The organism is Alishewanella jeotgali KCTC 22429, assembly GCF_000245735.1.
Taxonomy (GTDB): Bacteria; Pseudomonadota; Gammaproteobacteria; order Enterobacterales; family Alteromonadaceae; genus Alishewanella; species Alishewanella jeotgali.
The window spans coordinates 94,277-108,376 of record NZ_AHTH01000009.1; the positions used below are offsets into that span (position 1 = coordinate 94,277).

The 14,100-nt window shown below is 51.1% G+C and carries 12 protein-coding genes and 2 tRNA genes; all 14 read right to left on the minus strand.

Annotation, left to right across the window (positions count from 1 at the left end; genetic code table 11):
• Window positions 1-150 precede the first annotated feature (150 nt).
• The gene (rpsO, locus tag AJE_RS04645) at window positions 151-420 is read right to left on the minus strand and encodes a 30S ribosomal protein S15 (protein WP_008608749.1); all 270 of its coding nucleotides are present in this window, start codon (window positions 418-420) and stop codon (window positions 151-153) included.
• A 99-nt stretch (window positions 421-519) separates the two neighbouring features.
• On the minus strand, window positions 520-1,470 hold the full coding sequence (truB, locus tag AJE_RS04650; protein WP_008949885.1) for a tRNA pseudouridine(55) synthase TruB: 951 nt from the start codon (window positions 1,468-1,470) through the stop codon (window positions 520-522).
• Window positions 1,470-1,880: a 30S ribosome-binding factor RbfA gene (gene rbfA, locus AJE_RS04655; RefSeq protein ID WP_202799372.1), complete on the minus strand. Its 411-nt coding sequence runs from the start codon at window positions 1,878-1,880 to the stop codon at window positions 1,470-1,472. Before rbfA ends, truB begins: the two co-directional genes overlap by 1 nt.
• Window positions 1,881-1,973: 93 nt before the next feature.
• Window positions 1,974-4,649 carry a translation initiation factor IF-2 gene (infB, locus tag AJE_RS04660; protein ID WP_008949887.1) on the minus strand — a complete coding sequence of 892 codons (2,676 nt, stop codon included), beginning with the start codon at window positions 4,647-4,649 and terminating at the stop codon, window positions 1,974-1,976.
• Window positions 4,650-4,674: 25 nt separating this feature from the next.
• Window positions 4,675-6,171, minus strand: a complete 1,497-nt coding sequence (nusA, locus tag AJE_RS04665; RefSeq protein WP_008608756.1) for a transcription termination factor NusA — start codon at window positions 6,169-6,171, stop codon at window positions 4,675-4,677.
• Window positions 6,172-6,205: 34 nt separating this feature from the next.
• Complete coding sequence (rimP, locus tag AJE_RS04670; protein WP_008949888.1) at window positions 6,206-6,661, minus strand: ribosome maturation factor RimP; 456 nt, start codon at window positions 6,659-6,661, stop codon at window positions 6,206-6,208.
• A 326-nt stretch (window positions 6,662-6,987) separates the two neighbouring features.
• A tRNA-Met gene (locus AJE_RS04675) sits at window positions 6,988-7,064 on the minus strand.
• 63 nt (window positions 7,065-7,127) lie between these two features.
• A tRNA-Leu gene (locus tag AJE_RS04680) sits at window positions 7,128-7,212 on the minus strand.
• Window positions 7,213-7,219: 7 nt separating this feature from the next.
• Entirely contained in the window at window positions 7,220-7,555 is a 336-nt protein-coding gene (gene secG, locus AJE_RS04685) for a preprotein translocase subunit SecG (RefSeq protein WP_008608759.1), read from the minus strand.
• 2 nt (window positions 7,556-7,557) lie between these two features.
• Complete coding sequence (gene tpiA, locus AJE_RS04690; protein WP_008608760.1) at window positions 7,558-8,295, minus strand: triose-phosphate isomerase; 738 nt, start codon at window positions 8,293-8,295, stop codon at window positions 7,558-7,560.
• Window positions 8,296-8,397: 102 nt separating this feature from the next.
• Window positions 8,398-9,732: a phosphoglucosamine mutase gene (gene glmM, locus AJE_RS04695; protein WP_008608762.1), complete on the minus strand. Its 1,335-nt coding sequence runs from the start codon at window positions 9,730-9,732 to the stop codon at window positions 8,398-8,400.
• Window positions 9,733-9,735: 3 nt separating this feature from the next.
• Window positions 9,736-10,569 (minus strand): dihydropteroate synthase, encoded by an 834-nt coding sequence (folP, locus tag AJE_RS04700; protein WP_008608764.1) that lies wholly within the window; start codon window positions 10,567-10,569, stop codon window positions 9,736-9,738.
• A 65-nt stretch (window positions 10,570-10,634) separates the two neighbouring features.
• Window positions 10,635-12,002, minus strand: coding sequence for an IS4 family transposase (locus tag AJE_RS04705; protein ID WP_008949889.1), 1,368 nt, complete (start codon window positions 12,000-12,002; stop codon window positions 10,635-10,637).
• Between the two features lie 137 nt (window positions 12,003-12,139).
• Window positions 12,140-14,068, minus strand: a complete 1,929-nt coding sequence (ftsH, locus tag AJE_RS04710) for an ATP-dependent zinc metalloprotease FtsH (protein WP_083216284.1) — start codon at window positions 14,066-14,068, stop codon at window positions 12,140-12,142.
• Window positions 14,069-14,100 lie beyond the last annotated feature (32 nt).

The following is a 14,100-nucleotide window of genomic DNA, read 5'->3' on the forward strand; positions in this document are numbered from 1 at the left end:
TAATCGCCGAATTGCGATGTGTTGCTCTGTTTTATTTGCTTGCTTAGTATACTCTGTAAGCTGTGACAAAAGATAGTTCCGTTCTTTTGCCAGAAAAAATTTTGGCCATAAAAAAAGAGGCCCGAAAGCCTCTTCTTTTACTGACGTCGATTAACGACGTAAGCCTAAACGCTCGATCAGGCTGCTGTAACGCGCCAGATCTTTGCCTTTCAGGTAGTCTAACAGTTTACGGCGCTGGCTAACCATGCGCAGCAGACCACGACGTGAGTGGAAGTCGTGCTTGTGCTCGGCAAAGTGGCCTTGCAGGTGGTTGATAGAAGCGGTTAACAGAGCAACCTGTACTTCTGGTGAACCGGTGTCGCCCGCTTTAACAGCGTATTCAGCAACGATTTGTGCTTTTTGAGCAGCGCTTAATGACATGGTATGTCTCCAAATGTGAGTGAACTAAGATACGCTAACCGCCGATCACTCATCCAGCGGCAGCAAAACTGCCGACGCATTGTACAGGGCCGGCCTGTTTTAAGCAAGTAAACTGCTGTCGTCGGCAACTGTCGGTGCTAACGCCGCCAGATTAATCAGTCGCCGGCTACTCAGTTCGCCAGACACAATTTCACCAATACCCAACAACTGACCTGATTCGGCATAAAGCTTTACCACTTCGGCATCAGCGGCGGCAACCTGACAACTCTGGCCATGCATAATGGCTTTTTGCTGCGCAGCATCCAGAACCTGGCTGGGTAAGCCCTGTAACCCGGCATCCATCGGTAACAGTAATGCATCCAACGCCGCCCAGTCCTGCTGTTCATTAAGCCCTTCCAGCTGTTGCGGTGTGACCATTTGCGCCGCCTGAAAAGGCCCTACCTGCACCCGGTGCAACCGGCTGACATGAGCCCCACAGCCCAGTAGTTCACCCAGATCGTCGATCAGAGTGCGGATATAGGTGCCTTTGGAGCAATGCACAATAAAATCTGCGGTCTGTGCCGTACGTGACAGCAACTCAAAACGATAGATACTGATCGGGCGCGCTTCGCGTGGCACCTCAATGCCCTGCCGGGCGTATTTGTACAGGGGCTGCCCCTGATACTTCAACGCCGAGAACATCGTCGGCACCTGTAAAATATCCCCGCTCAATTGCTGCATCGCAGCTGCTAGCTGCGCGTCGCTAAAACTGACCGCTTTTTCACTCACCACTTCGCCTTCGGCATCACTGGTGGTGGTGCGGATACCAAAGGTGGCCGTCACCTGATAGGTTTTATCGGTATCCAGCAAAAATTGGCTAAACTTAGTGGCCTCGCCAAAACAGATGGGGAGCAAACCGGACGCCATTGGATCCAGCGCGCCGGTATGGCCGGCTTTTTGTGCCTGATATAACCAACGTACCCGTTGTAAAATACCGTTACTACTGACTTCTAACGGCTTATCCAGCAGCAAGATGCCATGCACTGGCCGGGCATTTTTACGGGCGCGCATTATTCCAGTTCTTCCGCTTCCGGGTTCGGGCCAGCTTGTTGACGCTTACGCTCGTCATCCTTGCGTACCGTATCCACCAGATTGGCCATCCGAATGCCCTCATTCAGCGACTGATCGAAGGCAAAGCGAATATGTGGCACGATACGGGTTTGGATCCTTTTGCCAATTAAACTACGGATAAAACCTGAAGCATCATTCAGGATCTTCAGGTTATCTTCGACCTTGCTGTCATCCATACCAAGAAAGGTCACAAACACCTTGGCATGTGATAAGTCACGTGACACTTCAACATCGGAGACGGTGATCATGGTATGCAGCCGTGGATCTTTAATTTCACGTTGCAGGATCACCGCCATCTCTTTCTTCATCTGTTGTGACAGACGGTCAACACGGGAAAATTCTTTCATTATCTTATCCTTAGTCTCATGCCGCAGCGTAGTGCTGCCGAGACTTAAACACAACAGGGGCAACCTGTGCCCCTGTTTATCGGTAAGCCGTTGCTATTATAGCGTACGTTCTACCTGGATCGTTTCAAACACTTCGATCTGATCGCCTTCGCGCACATCGTTGTAGTTCTTCACACCGATACCACATTCAAAGCCCTGACGTACTTCGCTAACGTCATCTTTAAAGCGACGCAGCGATTCCAGTTCGCCTTCAAAGATCACCACGTTATCACGCAGTACACGGATTGGCGCATTGCGCTTGATGATACCTTCGGTCACCATACAGCCGGCGATAGCGCCAAACTTCGGTGAGCGGAACACATCGCGCACCTGAGCCAGACCAATGATCTGTTGCTTAAACTCTGGCGCCAGCATACCGGTCATTGCCTGTTTCACTTCGTCTAACAGCTCATAAATGATGCTGTAGTAACGCAGATCCAGACCTTCGTCCTCGACCAGTTTACGGGCCGAACCATCAGCACGGACGTTAAAGCCGATAATAATGGCAGAAGAGGCCGCAGCCAGCGAGACGTCAGTTTCAGTAATACCGCCTACACCTGAACCGACAATCTTCACCTTCACTTCGTCCGTTGACAGCTTCATCAACGATTCTGTGATCGCTTCCACTGAACCTTGTACGTCTGCTTTCAGCACGATATTCAGCTCAGATACATCGCCTTCAGACATGTTGGCGAACATATTCTCCAGCTTCGCTTTCTGCTGCCGCGCCAGTTTCACATCGCGGAACTTGCCCTGACGGTACAGCGCTACTTCACGGGCTTTACGCTCGTCTTTCACCACTGTTACCTCGTCACCAGCTTGCGGTACACCGGACAGACCTAAAATCTCGACCGGAATTGACGGGCCGGCAGTTTTCACTTCTTTACCGTTTTCGTCACGCATGGCGCGCACGCGGCCGTACTCAAAGCCACACAGCACCACATCGCCCTGAGTCAGGGTGCCTTCCTGTACCAGGATAGAGGCGACCGGACCACGGCCTTTGTCCAAGCGGGATTCGATGACCACGCCCTTCGCCAGGCCTTTATGGACAGCTTGTAATTCCAGCAGTTCCGCCTGGTTCAGAATGGCTTCCAGCAGGTCGTCGATGCCCTGACCGGTTTTAGCCGACACCGGTACAAACTGCGTATCGCCGCCCCATTCTTCCGAAATGACGCCATACTGCGACAACTCATTCCGCACCCGGTCGATATCAGCAGTCGGTTTATCGACTTTCGTTACCGCAACCACTAACGGTGCATTACCGGCTTTGGCGTGCTGGATCGCTTCTTTGGTTTGCGGCATCACACCGTCGTCGGCGGCCACAACCAGAATAACAATATCTGTTGCTTTGGCACCACGTGCCCGCATCGAGGTAAAGGCGGCGTGACCCGGTGTATCCAGGAAAGTCACCATACCGCGTGGCGTTTCTACATGATAAGCACCGATATGCTGAGTAATACCACCGGCTTCACCGGCTGCGACCTTGGCTTTACGGATATAATCCAGTAATGAGGTCTTACCGTGGTCAACGTGACCCATAACAGTCACCACAGGTGCGCGTGGCTCCAGCTCGCCCTGACCTTCACGGTCCGACATCACTGCTTCTTCCAGTTCGTTTTCCTTGGTCAGAATAAACTTATGGCCCATTTCTTCACAGACAATAGCCGCAGTTTCCTGATCAATGACCTGGTTGATGGTAGCCATAGCGCCCATCTTCATCATCACTTTGATCACTTCCGACGCTTTGACCGCCATTTTCGCTGCCAATTCGGCCACGGTGATGGTTTCACCAATCTTAACTTCACGCTCTACCGGCTGTGCTGGCTTATTAAAGCCGTGCTGCATGCTGGTAGGGGTTTTCTTTTTCTTGGCATGCCGGTTCGCGCGGTTAAAGGCTTCTTTATCATTGGCCTCATCTTTACCTTTCTTCGCTTTTGCTACCGGGGCTTTTTTACCTACGCCACGACGACCCGCACGCTCTTCTTTAGCATCGACTTCATCTTCAGCCTGCTTGGCGAATTTATTGCTGGTCAGATGGTAATCGTCGGCATCAGAACGGGTTGTTTCCTGCTGTGACCAGCGCTCACCATTTTCTTCGGCCAGCTTGCGGGCGGCTTCAACCTGACGCGCAGCTTCTTCTTCCAGCTTACGCAGAGCTTCCGCTTCCTGCTGCTTACGAATACGCTCCGCTTCTTTGCGGGCTTCTTCTTTCGCAGCACGGCGAGCCGCTTCTTCCGGGTCATCTTTATTGACCGGCGCTGCCGTTTTTTGCTCTTCGCGTTTCTTCGCTTCAGCGGCACGACGCTCGGCTTCTTCTTTCGCCTTTAACTGGGCGGCTTCACGCGCTTTACGTTCTGCTTCCAGTCGTGCGGCTTCGGCCTGCTCTTCGGCGATGCGGGCTTCTTCCTGCGCTTTTAGCGTGGCTTCATCCAGCATTGGCTTTTTGATATAGGTTTTTTGCTTACGCACTTCCACCTGGATTTCCCGGTTACGGCCAGCGCCGCCGGCCACACTCAGGGTGGTTTTTTCTTTGCGCTTTAACGTCAGTTTTGCCGGCTCAGCTGGCTTGCCGCCATGCTGCTTGCTCAGGTGCTCTAATAACGCCTTTTTCTCGTCTTCGGTTACCGTCTGGCCCTGGGCCTTGGTAATACCTGCATCAGCAAATTGTTGCACTAACCGATCAACAGTAGTACCGACATCACTGGCCAGTTTTTCTATGGTGACTTCTGCCATTTGTGTTGTTACCTCCGTTGACTACTTAGTTACTTTCATTAAACCAGACGATATTACGGGCAGCCATAATCAGGGCTGCAGCTTTTTCTTCAGGCATTTCTACAATTTCTAACAAATCGTCGGTTCCTAATTCTGCCAGGTCATCCAGCGTGGTGACACCTTTGCTGGCAATAACATAAGCAGTATGGGTATCTAAACCTTCCAGTGCCAGTAACGCCTCAGACGGCTTAGCACCTTCCAGTGATTCTTCATTGGCCAGGGCGCGGGTAGTTAACACGTCCTTGGCACGACTACGCAGCAATTCAACGGTTTCTTCGTCCAGACCGTCAATTGATAACAGCTCACTGATCGGCACGTAGGCGATTTCTTCCAGTGTTGAGAAACCTTCTTCAACCAGCACTTCTGCGAAATCCTCATCGATTTCCAACGCGTCCATAAACTGCTGGCGAACTTTTTCGGTTTCTTCCTGATGCTTTTTCTTCATATCAGAAACCGACATCACGTTCAGCTCCCAACCGGTTAACTGGCTGGCTAAACGCACGTTCTGGCCGCTGCGGCCGATGGCCATCGCTAGGTTAGAATCCTCAACCGCGATATCCATCGAGTGGGCGTCTTCATCAACAATAATGGAGGCCACTTCCGCCGGTGCCATCGCATTAATGACAAACTGGGCGTCATTATCGTCATACAGTACGATATCAACCCGTTCACCACCCAGCTCGTTAGACACGGCCTGCACCCGGGAACCGCGCATACCTACGCAGGCACCGACAGGATCAATGCGGCGATCGTTGCTCTTCACCGCGATCTTGGCGCGTGAACCTGGGTCGCGGGCGGCACCACGCAGTTCAATCATTTCTTCACCAATTTCCGGCACTTCGATGCGGAATAATTCCAGCAGCATTTCCGGTTTGGCACGGCTTAAAAACAGCTGAGCACCTCGGGCTTCCGGCTTCACATCAAATAATAAGGCGCGAATACGATCACCCGGACGGTAGGTTTCGCGTGGTAACATTTCTTCGCGCGGTAACATGGCTTCGGCATTGTTACCCAGGTCAACGATGATGCTGTCACGGTTAACTTTTTTAACCACGCCAGTCACCAGCTCGCCGACCTGGTCCAGGTAAGCCTCTACCACTTGTGAACGTTCTGCTTCGCGGACTTTCTGCACGATCACCTGCTTGGCCATCTGGGTGGTGATGCGGTCAAACTCAATTGATGGAATTTGCTCTTCGACAAAGTCACCAATTTTCAGATTCGGTTCGTCGTACTGTGCTGCCGATAAGGTGATTTCGCGGTACGGATGTTCCATTACGGCGTCATCGGCAACCACTTCCCAACGGCGGAAAGTTTCATAAGAGCCGGTTTTGCGGTCAATGCTAACGCGAACTTCGATATCGCCTTCATTTTTCTTTTTGGTGGCTGCAGCTAATGCGAATTCCAGCGCCTGGAAAATTTTTTCCCGCGGCACGGATTTTTCATTCGACACCGCATCAACAACTAATAATATTTCTTTTGCCATGGTCTATGCCTCGTTCTGATGCTACCCGGGCCGGTTAAAATACCGGCACCACGTTTGCTTTATCAATGTTATCGACAAGCAAACTAAAGGGTTTGCCATCTACTTCCATTACCAACATATCGCCATCAAGCGCCGTTAGTATGCCTTTAAATTTGCGCCGGCCGTCCTGAGGTACAGTCAATTTAACCTCGATTTTCTGGCCAACGTAGCGTGCGAATTGTGCTTCGGTAAATAATGGGCGATCCAGGCCGGGAGACGAGACTTCCAGCGTATATTCCGTTGGGATAGGATCTTCAACATCTAGCAGAGCACTAACTTCACGACTGACCACGGCACAATCATCAACAGTGATGCCATCGTCTTTATCGATAAAGATTCGCAGGGTGGTATGGCGGCCAGCACGGACCAGCTCGATACCCCATAATTGATAACCGGCTGCTTCCACAGTCGGTGTCAGCAGCTCAGTTAGTTGCTGTTCTTGTTTAGCCAAAAAAGACCTCCGAAACACAAATAAAAAATGGGCGAAGCGCCCATTACTACTTAAAACACGGACTCCAGATGCGAAAACGCCCCGAACGAGCGGGGCGAATCAGTATCCAGACACTAACCATATCGCCAATGATTAATGTTTTAAATTTGGTTGCGCTAGCCGGATTTCGACCTTCGCCCCGTGGTTATAAAGAGGAGCCCGAAGGCGCTTTCTATAATCACTTCTCACAATCAAGTTGGTTGCGGGAGCCGGATTTCGACCTTCGCCCCGTGGTTATAAAGAGGAGCCCGAGGGCGACTTTCTATAATCACTTCTAACAATCAAGTTGGTTGCGGGAGCCGGATTTGAACCGACGACCTTCGGGTTATGAGCCCGACGAGCTACCAGGCTGCTCCATCCCGCGTCCGTAACTGGCGCACATTATAACGTGCCTGAACTGTGTCCGCAAGGCATGCTTGCGTTAATTTGGTGCCGAGAGCGGGACTTGAACCCGCACGTCCGAAGACACTACCCCCTCAAGATAGCGTGTCTACCAATTTCACCATCTCGGCGTAAAACTTAATTGCCTACCGGAATGTCGTTGACGTCATCTTTTTTGGCAGGGGCCTGCTCGGTCGTTACCGGAACAGACTGAAAGAAATCGCTGCCATCATCTGGCTTGCTTTGCTTAGCAGTAAAGTTACCCAGCACAATACTCAGCACAAAAAACAAAGTCGCCAGTACTGTAGTAGTCTTGGTCAGGAAATTACCGGTACCTGAAGAACCAAATACTGTTGCCGAAGCGCCTGCACCGAACGCTGCGCCCATGCTGGCGCCTTTACCGTGCTGAATCAGTACCAGGCCAATCAAAGCCAGTGAAATTAACAAATATAAAGCAATAAAAATCTCGTACATACTTAGTCCTTTGCGCTCAGGCAAATTTGTACAAACTCATCAGGCTTTAAGCTGGCTCCGCCAACCAAAGCACCATTTATGTCTGGCTGTGCAAAAAGTGCTGCGCTGTTCGCTGCATTGACACTGCCGCCATATAAAATTCGTAACTGCGTTGCCGCTTCGGCATCATAACGGCTTAATTCCGCCCGGATAAACGCATGTGTTAGCTGCGCCTGCTCCGGTGTTGCCGACTCGCCGGTACCAATGGCCCAAATTGGCTCATAGGCAATTACCGATTTGCTCAGTAATTCGGGCTGCGAAGCATACACTGCAGCTAGTTGTTTCGCAAGAACCTGCTCAGTTTTTTCTTGCTGCCGCTCGGCCAGCGTTTCACCGATACAGAGCACCGGTGTAATGCCACCGGCAATAGCCGCAGCCACTTTCTGGGCAATCAAGCTATCGCTTTCAAACTGATATTGCCGCCGCTCTGAGTGACCAACCAGGCAATAGCTGGCTGATGCCTCTTTTAACAACGCAACGCTTAACTGACCGGTATAAGCACCTGCTTGCGCTGCGCTAACATCCTGCCCACCTAACGCAAAGTTTCGTTGCGCCTTAAACACCGGCAGCAAGGTAGCCGGCGGACATACCAACACATCTACCGCAGCCGAAAGCGAGGCGACAGCCTCTGTTACCGTGCTAACCAGCTCACGGTTGCCATTCATCTTCCAGTTGGCTGCAATCAGAGGTTTAAGCGCCATTGATGGTTATCCATTACTAAAACGGGCTGATAGTAACCAAGCTTGTCCGTTAGAACAAGCTTTTCGGTCATAATGGCGCTTGGTTGCACATTTTTTAACTGGTTAGCTGGCGATTTTAACCGCGGCAGCAATTTGCTCAGCGTATTGGCGCACCAGCGTTTCATCTTCACCCTCAACCATCACCCGGATCAGGGGCTCGGTACCGGACTTACGAATTAACACCCGGCCAGTACCCGTCAGCGCTTGTTCAACCTCGCGAATACTTTGTTGCACATTCAACTTATCCAGCGGTGCCGAACCTTTAGCAAACTTCACATTGACCAGAACCTGCGGGAGTTTGCGCATATCAGCACAAAGTGCCGCCAGCGACTTACCACTACCCAACATCGCATTCAGCACCTGTAGTGACGCGATAATGCCATCACCCGTGCAGGTGTGATCCAGATTCAGCACATGGCCAGAGTTTTCACCGCCGATACGCCAATTCTTCTCCCGCAACAATTCCATCACGTAACGATCGCCAACATTACTGCGTACAAAAGGTATGTCGAGACGGGCCAGGGCTAACTCTAACCCCATATTGCTCATCAGAGTGCCGACTACGCCCCCTTGTAAGGTGCCGCCTTCTTTCGCTGCGCGGGCAATAATGTATACAATTTCATCGCCATCCAGCACCCGCCCGGAATTATCGACCATCATTACCCGGTCACCGTCACCATCGTAAGCAATCCCCAGGTCTGCGCCCTGTGCTAACACAGTTTCACGCAGTAAGTCGGTATGGGTTGCACCACATTGATCGTTAATATTCAGACCATCTGGTTTACACCCAATAGCAATAACCTCTGCCCCTAACTCTTTAAACACCGCCGGCGCAATATGGTAGGTAGCACCATGGGCACAATCAACGACCAGTTTTAATCCGTTTAAAGATAAATGGTTACTCAAATGGCTTTTGCAAAATTCAATATAACGGCCGGCCGCGTCATTAATCCGGGTTGCCTTACCCAGCTTTTCCGATGGCTCACACAGCATCGGCTGTTCCAGTTCATGCTCAATGGCCAGCTCAACCTCATCGGGTAGTTTGGTGCCGTCGGCTGAGAAAAACTTAATACCGTTATCATAATAAGGGTTATGTGATGCACTGATCACAATGCCCGCCTCAGCACGAAAAGTACGGGTTAAATAGGCCACTGCCGGTGTTGGCATGGGGCCTAACAGTCGTACATCGATTCCCGCGGCAATCAGACCAGCCTCTAAAGCGGTCTCCAGTAAATAACCTGAAATACGGGTATCTTTACCAATCAATACTTTACGGGTACCTCGCTCAGATAACACCCGCCCGGCTGCCCAGCCCAGTTTCATCGCAAACTCCGGGGTAATCGGAAAATCCCCAACTCGTCCGCGCACACCATCAGTACCAAAATATTTTCTGCTCATTCCTTAGACTCCGTATCGTGCCGCTGCGGCTACCCGCACAGCCTGCACAGTTTCTTTAACATCATGTACCCGGATAATTTGCGCCCCGGCATAAGCTGCCAGAGTCGCACACGCCAGACTTCCCGCCAGACGTTCAGTTACCGGGACATCCAATAATTGACCTATCATAGATTTGCGTGACATTCCGGCGAGTACCGGATAACCACTTTGCACAAATTTATCCATCGCTGCTAACAGCTGATAGTTATGCGTCAGATTCTTACCGAAGCCAAAGCCGGGGTCCAGAATTATTTGTGTTGCCGCTATGCCCGCTTGTTGGCAGTCAAGCGCCCGTTGTAATAAAAATGCCAACACTTGCTGCACCACATCCTGATAGTCCGGCGCCTGTTGCATAGTACGTGGCGCACCCTGCATATGCATCAGGCAAACCGGAACCTGCAGCGCAGCGGCCGTTGCCAGGGCGCCATCTTCCTGCAAGGCTCTTACATCGTTAATGATATCGGCGCCAGCCTGAACCGCGGCTGACATCACAGCCGCCTTACTGGTATCAATCGAAATCACACAATCAAAGCGGCTGCGCAGCGCGCTAATCACCGGGAGCACCCGCTCTAATTCCTGCTCCAGACCCACCTCAGCAGCGCCCGGCCGGGTTGATTCACCGCCGATATCCAGAATAGTGGCGCCATCCTGTAACATTTGGGCTGCGGCTGCGACCGCCTGCTCTAGCTGCTGATGTTTACCGCCATCAGAGAAAGAGTCCGGGGTAACATTCAATATCCCCATCACCTGGGGGCGGCTTAAATCCAGCTCACGCTGGCGAGGCAAAACTAAACGCATGCAAAAAACCTTAGTCGAACGATCTGCTTATTAAACGACAAACCCCGGTAAACCCTGTCTCTTGATCACAAGTCAGCCTCAAGAGACTTTGCTAGGTCATAACCTTCAAGGATGGTTTGTAGTTTGAACCATCCTTGCCACAATACCTTGACCGAGGCCTTGCCGGTTTGTTTTGTATCTTTCCACCCACCGAGCTTTGCAAGCTCGGTATAAGCCCACTTCATCGAGGGGACGGTGTCAGGTAAGGTCCTGCTGACCCGTTTTATCCATAACAATTTCCAGGCTTTTGGCGACAGCACCTGTTCACAACTTATCTCGTCTGGTTGTTCGCGCGCAAACTTCAGCTGCACTATTCTTACAGCAATAAAGGCGCTGATGGTCACAAGCCGCTCAATGTTATCTTTACTTTGTAAGCGGGCATTCTCAATATCTGTACCATCCGTTTTCCAGGCTTTGTGATATTCTTCTACTAACCAGCGATGCTCGTAATAACGGATGATGTTCAGTGCATCTGCTTTGCTCTGGACTGGTTCGGTAGTCAGCAAATGCCAATTTAACGCGTTTTTGTCATCGGCTCGCTCTTCGCACCCGACATAATAAAGCGATAGTGATTCGCCACGCTTATTTGCCGGCACTTGCAACGTGACTGGCGCAAAGACAATGTCTACTGTTGCTGTACGTGCTTTACGTCCACCTTTTTGCGCTATATGGATTTGCTTTTGTCCGGCGCTTTCAAGACCTGCAGCATAGTCGTAGAGCTTCTGTTCAGACTGCTCAATATGGCGACTCTGCATGGAACGAACCACGAAGCGATGTTGCTTTGAGAGCTTATACTGCAAGTACTCATAGATATCAGCTTCGCGGTCGCAGACGGATATCACATCGGCCATTTTAGCGCCTAATCGTGCCGATAGATTGACCGAAGCAGACTGCCACTTGAAGCTTTCTTTCTCTTCATAAGGTGTTTGTGTTCGCACATGTTTCTTTCCGCGCGTGCTGATATCCCGTGTCCAGCGGGATTGTTCAATTAATCCAACAAGCTCTTGTTGCTCAGGAGCGAATAACAAAACGCTGTGCGCAAGTATGCCCCGATAGTTATTTCCTTGATTGACATGACCAAGCTCATCTCGCACGGAACGATGGCTGTAAGTGATGGCAGTGGTATCCTCTAAAGCCAGTAATAAATTATGTTTGGCGGCTTGCGCTGCTGTGACCAGATAGCCTGCTTTTGCTATCGCGTCAGCATTGACGTGCTCATTACGGATAAAACGATAAGCGCCTTCCATATCGGCGGGGGATTGTGTAATAGACACGAATGGCTTTCCTGGATCGTTTGCTAAGGTTTCCGCTAACTTTACCAGACGTGTGGTTCGGCGGGGATCCCCTAAGTCGGCCTGACCAAAAGTACTTTTTGCCCATTGTGCATTGTTCATCAGTATTCACCTTTAGATTAAGTGAAAGATCTGATCGGAAAGCGTGCGGAGAGTTCAAAAAATCCCCCAGTAAAAACCGGGGGATTTGTGTATAAGAGACAGGGTAAACCGGGGTTTGAGTAGCATCAGCAACAGCTTTAGTGCACATTGCCCTCAGAGGGTTTATCCGTCACCGTTGGTGCCGGCTTATCTGATTTGGCAGTGCTATCGCCATCATCCTTTGAACCCTTGTCGCGCGGTTCCCAGTTCTCAGGTTGGCTGACCGGGCGGCGCTCCATTAATTCTTTAATCTGACGGGAATCAATGGTTTCATACAACATCAGTGCATCTTTCATCGAGTGCAGAATATCCATATTCTGTTCCAACAGCTCCTTCGCCCGATCGTAGTTGCGATCAATAATGGCTTTGATTTCCGAATCGATGATTGATGCTGTCTCGTCAGACATATGCTTAGCTTTCGCCATGCTGCGCCCCAGGAAGACTTCGCCTTCTTCTTCGGCATACAACAGCGGTCCTAATTTCTCAGAGAAGCCCCACTGGGTCACCATATTACGGGCAATCGAGGTCGCATATTTAATATCTTGCGACGCACCGGTTGACACGGCATCGGTACCGTAAATCATCTCTTCGGCTAAACGGCCACCGTAGGCGACGGATATCTTACTCTCCAGCTTACGACGGCTCACGCTAATGGCGTCTTGCTCTGGCAGGAAGAAGGTGACACCCAGCGCCCGACCACGCGGGATAATAGTGACTTTGTGTACCGGATCATGCTCCGGCACCAAGTACCCCACGATAGCGTGACCGGCTTCATGATAGGCCGTCATTTCTTTCTCAGCGTCAGTCATCACCATTGAGCGGCGCTCGGTACCCATCATAATTTTATCTTTAGCGCGCTCGAACTCTTCCATACTAACCACACGACGGTTGCCGCGCGCAGCAAACAGTGCCGCTTCGTTTACCAGGTTAGCTAAATCGGCGCCAGAGAAACCCGGTGTACCGCGTGCAATCACACTGGCTTTCACATCTTCAGCCAGCGGCACTTTGCGCATATGTACTTTCAGAATTTGTTCGCGGCCACGCACATCTGGCAGGCCTACTACCACCTGGCGGTCGAAGCGACCTGGCCGTAACAAGGCGGCATCCAGCACGTCCGGACGGTTGGTGGCAGCGATAATGATAATACCTTCGTTACCATCGAAGCCGTCCATCTCAACCAGCATCTGGTTCAAGGTTTGCTCACGCTCGTCATGACCACCACCTAAACCGGCGCCACGCTGGCGGCCAACCGCATCAATTTCATCAATAAAGATGATACAAGGCGCGGCTTTTTTGGCTTGCTCGAACATGTCGCGTACCCGTGAGGCACCGACACCGACAAACATTTCTACGAAGTCTGAACCCGAAATTGTGAAGAACGGCACCTTGGCTTCGCCGGCAATCGCCTTGGCCAGTAACGTTTTACCGGTACCCGGTGGGCCAACCATCAGAATGCCTTTTGGAATTTTGCCGCCCAGCTTCTGGAAACGCGACGGGTCACGCAGGTAATCCACCAGCTCAGACACTTCCTCCTTCGCTTCGTCACAACCGGCAACGTCAGCAAAGGTAGTTTTAATTTGATCTTCGCTCATCAGGCGGGCTTTGCTCTTACCAAAAGACATCGCGCCCTTGCCGCCACCGCCCTGCATCTGGCGCATAAAGAAAATCCAGACGCCGATCAGTAACAACATCGGGAACCAGGAGATAAAGATCGTGGCCAGCCAGCTGGTTTCTTCCGGCTTAGCACCCAGCACCCGTACGTCGTTATTGATCAGGTCATCCATCAACTTGGGATCATTAACCGGCAACACGGTTTCAAAACGTTCACCACTGCGTTTCACACCAGTGATCACGCCGCTGCGCTCAATCTTTACTTCGCGGATCAGGCCCTGGTTTACTTCCCTGACAAACTGGGTATAGCTCGTCTGGCGATCCGCATTTTCGTTCGGGCTAAAGCTGTTAAATACAGACATCAGCACCACAGCGATAATTAACCAGACAATCAGATTTTTTGCCATGTCGCTCAAGGTTATAACCTCATCATTAACTAGAAATCGAA

Bases quoted from the DNA above. Each gene is read 5' to 3' on its own strand.
- tpiA (WP_008608760.1), bottom strand. From the start codon at position 8,295: ATGGCGCTTAAACCTCTGATTGCAGCCAACTGGAAGATGAATGGCAAC.
- folP (WP_008608764.1), bottom strand. From the start codon at position 10,569: ATGCGTTTAGTTTTGCCTCGCCAGCGTGAGCTGGATTTAAGCCGCCCC.
- nusA (WP_008608756.1), bottom strand. From the start codon at position 6,171: ATGGCAAAAGAAATATTATTAGTTGTTGATGCGGTGTCGAATGAAAAA.
- AJE_RS04705 (WP_008949889.1), bottom strand. From the start codon at position 12,002: ATGAACAATGCACAATGGGCAAAAAGTACTTTTGGTCAGGCCGACTTA.
- glmM (WP_008608762.1), bottom strand. From the start codon at position 9,732: ATGAGCAGAAAATATTTTGGTACTGATGGTGTGCGCGGACGAGTTGGG.
- truB (WP_008949885.1), bottom strand. From the start codon at position 1,470: ATGCGCGCCCGTAAAAATGCCCGGCCAGTGCATGGCATCTTGCTGCTG.
- secG (WP_008608759.1), bottom strand. From the start codon at position 7,555: ATGTACGAGATTTTTATTGCTTTATATTTGTTAATTTCACTGGCTTTG.
- rpsO (WP_008608749.1), bottom strand. From the start codon at position 420: ATGTCATTAAGCGCTGCTCAAAAAGCACAAATCGTTGCTGAATACGCT.
- infB (WP_008949887.1), bottom strand. From the start codon at position 4,649: ATGGCAGAAGTCACCATAGAAAAACTGGCCAGTGATGTCGGTACTACT.